Here is a 6,913-nt window from a genome sequence, read left to right as displayed (position 1 = left end):
ATGGTATTGGTTGGCGTTGTATAGTTACTTCATATGATGAGAATTTTAATATGACTAGCATGACGTTTGCTTCTCCAACATATGATATAGAAACTCCTGAGTTGCCAGAACCAACTATCATTTCAAAAGCTAATATAAAATCAGATCCTTCGCTTACCTTTACCATTGTTGATTATGGTAAATGCGTAGAACCTACACTTATCCCAGAGACTAATGGAATCAAGGTTACTTTCCTTGAATGGGTAAGAAAGAACGAAGAAGGCGATTTTGAAAGCTATAAAGAAGACAAGTTTGATGTAGGATATTATAAGGCACGATTCAGAGTAGAAATTGATCCTGAGTATAAAAATAATAATTATAATTATTTATTAGATGCTGATTGTGAATACTATATGGATGGCAGAGATTGTTCTATAGTATCAAGGGCATATGGACCAGAAAGTAAAGCAACTGTGTTATCAGCTGTGGTTGATTCTCCTGAGTTTTACTCAAAATTCACTTATGGAGAGTACCTTTCAAGAGTAAGAGTAGAAAATGGAGTAATACGTTTTGATCCATACAGAGGTGCTGATAAATACGAAATTATTATTGCTCAGGAATCTTTCTATACAGAAGAGAATTTCTTTGACCCAACGAATGCATTTTATAAGAAAGGTCTTCCATTTGGTTCCTATACAGTATATGTAAGAGCAGTAAAATCAGATCTGAAGCCTATCTCAGCTCTCACAGAGTTGAGATATCAGTATAGTGCATTACCAGAAGCGGGCAAGCATAAGATTGAAACTATTAATGCTAATTCAAATATTGGAAAGGTATTTGTAGAGGGCCAAAAATATGAAAATCCTACATTTGATGGTCCTGATACCGTTACATTTATGAGCATTCACTGGCAGAAGTATCTGCATGAGCAGTTCATTCCAGTAACCGCAGATGATAAGGATTACTTCTCAGAGGGCAGGTATCGTTTCAAAGTACTGTTACATATTAACAGTGAATATTATTATACACATGAGTTTGCAGATAATCCAAAGCTAATCGTTAATGGCGTAGAGTGGACCTGTGATGGTACGGATCCTTATGATGACGGAAGTATAATGAACATCTACTTCCTGTCACCTGAATATACAATTAAGGGACAAGATGACCCGGATGAACCAGAAGATCCAGAAACAATTAAGGGCACATGGAAAACAAAGTATGGTTCAGTCTACTTTGAAAAAGAAGATGGCGAGTATCTGACAGGAATGCAGAAGATTGATGGAGAATATTATCTCTTTAGTAAAAGAGGCACTCTTCAGAAAAACGTATTCTATACGGAAAACGGCAAGACTTACTACTTTGCTAAGGATGGCAAGATGGTAAAAGGCTTTAAGGATAAGTGGAGCGCAACTTATTACTTCGATGAAGAAGGCGTAATGCAGACTGGATTTGTAGACATTGATGGTGATACCTATTACTTCAAGGCTGATGGTAGACAGACTAAGAGTACATGGATTACTGTTGGAGACGCTAAGTACTATACTAAGGCTGATGGCAGACTTGCCAAGTCTGAAACTATTAAAAAGTGGGGCAAGAAATATTCATTTTATATGTAATAGGAAAAAATTAGTTGGTTTGAGCTATTTCTAAAGAAAAAAAGAAATAGCTCATTTTTTTGTTGACAATAATGAATATATGGGATAGATTAAACATATGAACAGATATTCATATGTTTGAATTAAAAGAGGTGATTTCTATGGCAATGAATGATGTTGAGCTGTGCGATGAGTTCTGCACCCACAGTAATGTAGTTCTTAAGACCAAGAGGCTTATGCCTGATGAAGATGAATTATATGATCTTGCAGAGCTTTTTAAAGTTTTTGGGGATTCAACCAGAATCAAGATACTATTTGCTTTGTTTGAACAGGAAATGTGTGTATGCGATATTGCTGAGACACTTAACATGACTCAGTCAGCAATTTCTCACCAGCTCAAGGTTCTTAAACAGAGTAAGCTAGTTGGAAATAGAAGAGAAGGCAAGTCCATAATCTATTTTCTGGCTGATGATCATGTTAGAACCATTATTGATCAGGGACTTAATCATATTGAGGAATGATACAGAATATAGCTTTCAGAATAGAAACTGGAAGTAAATAATACAAATTCTTATGTAAAAGGAGATATAGATATGAAGAAGACATTTAAGTGTGAAGTTGATTGTGCAAACTGTGCAGCCAAGATGGAAGATGCAGTTAAGAAGATTGAAGGTGTTGTTAGCGCCAGAGTTAATTTCATGACTCAGAAATTCATTCTTGAGGCTGCTGATGATGTATTTGATTCTGTTTTTGAGCAGGCAGTTAAGGCTTGCAAGAAGGTAGAGCCTGATTGCGAAATTGAAGCTTGATATTTACAAGGTCTATGAGTAAATCATAGACCTTGTGATCTTTATAATGAACTGCAGATTTTCTGAAGTTTAATATCGATAGAATTTGTTTAATAAAATCTGTTTTTGAGGGTGATAATATGACCAAGAAACAAAAGAAAATGCGAAATAGAATAATTATAGTGCTGGTTATGTTTGTGGCACTTTTGATTTTGGATAAAATAGGTGCACTTGAGCCATTTCCATGGCTTGTTACCTTTTTGATATATCTTGTACCATATGTGTTCATAGGATATGATGTTGTTAAAAAGGCCTTCATAAATATCAGCCATGGTCAGGTATTTGATGAGAATTTCCTTATGATGATTGCAACCTTTGGTGCTTTCGGAATTCAGGAATACTCAGAAGCCCTTGCTGTAATGCTCTTTTATCAGATTGGAGAATTATTCCAGGCTGTTGCAGTTGGTAAATCCAGACAATCTATTACTGAACTTATGAGTATTGCACCAGAGTCAGCTAATCTCGTTGACGCCAAGGGTAATGTAACTGAGGTTGATCCAGAGGAAGTCAGTGTAGGCGATATACTTTTGGTAAGAGCTGGAGAAAAGATCCCTGTAGATGGAACTGTTATAGAGGGCGAGAGCTTTATAGATACTGCAGCACTTACAGGTGAGTCAGTTCCAAGAAAGGCTGCTGCAGGAGATGAAGTTATAAGTGGCTGCGTTAATGGCGAAGGAATCCTCAAGATTCGAGTTGAAAAAGCTTACGAGGATTCTACAGTATCCAAGATTTTGGAACTTGTAGAAAATGCCAGCAACAAGAAGTCCAGAATGGAGAATTTTATTACCAGATTTGCCAGGGTATACACACCAGTAGTTACTGTGGGAGCTCTTTTACTGGCAATTATCCCTCCTATACTTGGAATGCTCCCATGGGCAGACAGTATTAGAAGAGCCTGCATTTTTCTTATTGTTTCATGTCCTTGTGCCCTTGTTATATCAGTTCCTCTTGGCTTCTTTGGCGGAATTGGTGCTTCATCCAAGATTGGAGTCCTTGTTAAGGGCAGTAACTATCTTGAGTCTGTATCCAAGGTTGATACGGTTGTTTTTGACAAGACTGGAACTATCACAAAGGGCGAGTTTAAGGTTACTGAGATCATATACAATAAGGAACTGTTGTCCTCAGAGGCTGAGCTTTTGAAAATTGCTGCTCACGGGGAGTCTTTATCCAATCACCCAATAGCAAAGTCCGTATGTAATGCCTATGTGGAAGGAGCCTTCGAGGGAGGCTTAAGGCGCAGAATCGACAACAGCCTTATTGACGAGAGCCAGACTAAAGAGATATCTGGCCAGGGCGTTGCAACTTTATACCAGGGTAAAGAGCTGCTTCTTGGAAATGGTAAGCTCCTTGATGAGAAGGGTATTGAATACAAGAGCGTAGACAGAGCTGGAACTGTAGTTTATGTGGCTCTTGATGGAAATTATCTTGGAGCTGTTATTATATCTGATGTGGTAAAAGAGACTTCGGCTAAGGCAATTAAAGACCTTAAAAATAGCGGCGTTAAAAAGACCATCATGCTTACTGGTGACAGAGAAAAAGCTGCTAAGGATGTAGCTTCAAAAGTTGGCATAGATCAGGTTATTGCGCAGCTTCTTCCTGCAGATAAAGTCAGCAGGGTTGAAAAATTACTAGCAACAATGGATAATGGTAATAAGCTTGCATTTGTAGGAGATGGAATCAATGATGCTCCTGTACTTATGAGAGCGGATGTTGGTATTGCGATGGGATCTCTTGGAAGTGATGCGGCCATAGAGGCTGCAGATGTAGTTATCATGGATGATGACATTTCCAAGATAGCTTCAGTAATTAGAATTGCTCGTAAGACCATGCGCATTGTAAAAGAGAACATTGTATTTGCGCTTGCTGTCAAACTTATTATTCTTGTACTTGGAGCATTAGGACTTACTACTATGTGGCTTGCTGTGTTTGGAGATGTGGGAGTTGCTGTTATAGCTATTCTTAACTCCATGAGAGCACTTAAATATAACAAAAACTAATCCCCTTCGCATATCCATTTAAATTGTTGGAAATAAGGCGATGAGCCTTAGGGGGTATATATTATGCCAAGAGCAGAATTAGACGTTGGTGGACTTTTGATGAAGCTGGTTGCCAGAGAAACTGGTGAGATCAGCAAGGTTAATTACCATCCTCAGAAGCCAGAATTCCTGCACGAGAACGTAATTGGAGAGACGTATCTTGAGAGAATGTCACCAGAATCCCAGGGTCTAAGTTCTGCTCTTTTTGCGTCCTTAATAAGAGACCTTTTTGAATCAAAAGATTGTAATATACATAAGTTCATGGCCCTTAGACACGGCAAAGTTGTAGCTGAATGTGCCTTTGAACCCTATGATATGGATATGTGGCATGTTTCTTTTTCCATGTGCAAAAGCGTGATAGGAATGGCTATTGGTATTCTCATTGACGAGGGTAAGCTCTTTTTAGATGAAAAATTGTTCGATATATTCAGCTCCAGAATGAGCCCCTTTGGCTTTCTTAAGAAGAACATAACTGTTAGAAATCTCCTTGTTATGAGTAGCGGAGTTGATTTTAGTGAAGCTGGTGCTATTAGCGGCAATGACTGGCGTAAGGCATTTTTGGAGGCGTCTTTTAAGTTTGAGCCGGGAACACAATTTGAGTATAACAGCATGAATACTTATATGCTGTCAGCTATCATCACCGAAAAGACTGGCATGAGTGCCTATGAGTATATAAAAGAGAAAATCTTTATACCTATGGGTATCCAGAGAACCTATTGGGAAAACTGTCCTCAGAGTATTACAAAGGGCGGATGGGGCCTTTTTATCAGGATAGAAGATATGGCTAAACTGGGTCAGCTCTATCTTCAGAAGGGCCAATGGGATGGAAAACAGATTGTACCAAGTCAGTGGGTAGAAGAATCTGTAAAATGGCAAATTGAAACCGGTAAAGAGGACAATGCCCACTACGGATATCAGCTATGGATAAATGACGACAGACCTGGTTCCTTTGCCTACAACGGCATGTTGGGACAAAATGTATTTGTTTATCCTGATATCGATATGGTCGTAGTAACAAATGCCGGCAATAGCGATATTTTTCAGACCAGCAAGATGGCGGTCATTATCAGAGATTTTATGAAAAAGCTTCAGGTTTCTGATAATGCTTTACCTGAAAACTTTGGGGAATTAAATATACTGAAGGCTATCTGCAAGTCTGTCAGCGGCAGGAACAATTGTTATCCTGTTATCTGCGTTGGAGGCTGGAAAGCCAGGAATATCAAGATGACTACAGGATCTGCCCATAAGAAAGCTTACTCTTTTGACAATAAGAGAGCTAGTTTTAAAGCTGCGGTTAAATCCTACAATGTCAGAAACGAGAACCATCTGATCCATGAGTGGCTCGGCAAACTTGACGGAAAGACCTATACCATCGAACAAAAGGGTGTTGGAATTTTCCCTATCATGATGCAGGTAGTTCATAATAATTTCACGGATGGAATAAATAAGATTGGCTTCAGGCTCTGGGATAAGAACTTCTTTTACATAGATATTTACGAGGGCATGGAGATATTTAGCTTAAGATGCGGCTTTGGTGGCAAAAGATATACCAGTAAGATCAATATGCATGGAGAAATCTATGAAGTTTCACTGGTTTCTTATATTACAACCGATGAATATAACAGGCTTGTCATCCGAAATGAGATAAACTTCCTGGAGGAAGCTTGCCTTCGAACCTTTAACATTTATTTTGAGAACGATGCAGCTGACAGAGAGGATAGGAAGGGAACCTTTATTCATCCTTCTGTGCCATCTAAAATTGAAGTCAGACTCTTTGAAACACCAGGTACTGACATGCTTATTTCCACCATGAAATCTCTTGCTCCGGATGCCATTACCGGTGTTCAGGGCATGGTGGTCAGCAGAATATTTAAGGGCGGAGTAAAAGAGGCTCTTGAGCATGCTGTCAAGAATACTATCCAGCCCACTATTACTGGAGTATTGACTGTACCTGAACTTCTTGGTATAGAGGACGGGGAAGAAGTTAAGGAAAATGAAGATGATACTTTAGAGGAAAATGTCCAGGAAGCAGAGAACAAAACTGCCGCTGAAACTAGCGAAAACCCTAGTAATTAAGCATGATTTCATGGTATACTCTTACATGCACGATTAGATAGATAATCTGAGGCTTCTGGCATAAAGGTGGGTACTATGCCTAACCTCTGATGTACTTTTACAATTGAAAAACCATCTGTGTTTCTGTAATGTATTAGCGACTAAACTACAACATTCAGAGATACCGGAGGTACCCACAGATGGTTTCTGCTAATACACTATGTAAAAAACTGCTCAATGTCAACCATGCTGTCATAGAAGATGCAAATTTCTATGATGACCAGGATGGTGTATGCCACCTCAGGATACAGGCTAGGACTGATAAATGGCATCAGGATGATTGCCCGTTCTGCCATAGGCGGTGCTATCGTTATGATCAGAAGACCGAGCATCCTCGCAC

Annotated in this window: 6 protein-coding genes; 5 read left to right on the top strand and 1 reads right to left on the bottom strand. The window is 39.0% G+C overall.

Annotation, left to right across the window (positions count from 1 at the left end):
* From BLO53_RS18555 to BLO53_RS18535, 5 genes are all read left to right on the top strand, one after another.
* A partial coding sequence (locus BLO53_RS18555; RefSeq protein ID WP_442857222.1) for an N-acetylmuramoyl-L-alanine amidase family protein occupies nucleotides 1-1,595 on the top strand: 1,595 nt, incomplete at its 5' end.
* Nucleotides 1,596-1,735: 140 nt separating this feature from the next.
* Nucleotides 1,736-2,095, top strand: coding sequence for an ArsR/SmtB family transcription factor (locus BLO53_RS18550; RefSeq protein ID WP_026487862.1), 360 nt, complete (start codon nucleotides 1,736-1,738; stop codon nucleotides 2,093-2,095).
* Between the two features lie 72 nt (nucleotides 2,096-2,167).
* The gene (locus tag BLO53_RS18545; RefSeq protein WP_092065127.1) at nucleotides 2,168-2,383 is read left to right on the top strand and encodes a cation transporter; all 216 of its coding nucleotides are present in this window, start codon (nucleotides 2,168-2,170) and stop codon (nucleotides 2,381-2,383) included.
* Nucleotides 2,384-2,502: 119 nt separating this feature from the next.
* The gene (locus tag BLO53_RS18540; protein WP_092065124.1) at nucleotides 2,503-4,419 is read left to right on the top strand and encodes a heavy metal translocating P-type ATPase; all 1,917 of its coding nucleotides are present in this window, start codon (nucleotides 2,503-2,505) and stop codon (nucleotides 4,417-4,419) included.
* 63 nt (nucleotides 4,420-4,482) lie between these two features.
* The gene (locus tag BLO53_RS18535) at nucleotides 4,483-6,534 is read left to right on the top strand and encodes a serine hydrolase domain-containing protein (RefSeq protein ID WP_092065121.1); all 2,052 of its coding nucleotides are present in this window, start codon (nucleotides 4,483-4,485) and stop codon (nucleotides 6,532-6,534) included.
* A gap of 197 nt (nucleotides 6,535-6,731) precedes the next feature.
* Here BLO53_RS18535 and BLO53_RS19390 read toward each other — a convergent pair.
* A partial coding sequence (locus tag BLO53_RS19390; protein WP_207648487.1) for a hypothetical protein occupies nucleotides 6,732-6,913 on the bottom strand: 182 nt, incomplete at its 5' end.

The organism is Butyrivibrio sp. INlla14 (assembly GCF_900102515.1).
Taxonomy (GTDB): Bacteria; Bacillota; Clostridia; order Lachnospirales; family Lachnospiraceae; genus Butyrivibrio.
Note: the sequence above shows the minus strand (reverse complement) of the source record. Positions and strands in the feature narration are given on the sequence as shown.

Excerpts from the sequence above, each read along its gene's own strand:
- BLO53_RS18550 (WP_026487862.1), top strand. The coding sequence starts at position 1,736 with ATGGCAATGAATGATGTTGAGCTGTGCGATGAGTTCTGCACCCACAGT.
- BLO53_RS18545 (WP_092065127.1), top strand. The coding sequence starts at position 2,168 with ATGAAGAAGACATTTAAGTGTGAAGTTGATTGTGCAAACTGTGCAGCC.
- BLO53_RS18540 (WP_092065124.1), top strand. The coding sequence starts at position 2,503 with ATGACCAAGAAACAAAAGAAAATGCGAAATAGAATAATTATAGTGCTG.
- BLO53_RS18535 (WP_092065121.1), top strand. The coding sequence starts at position 4,483 with ATGCCAAGAGCAGAATTAGACGTTGGTGGACTTTTGATGAAGCTGGTT.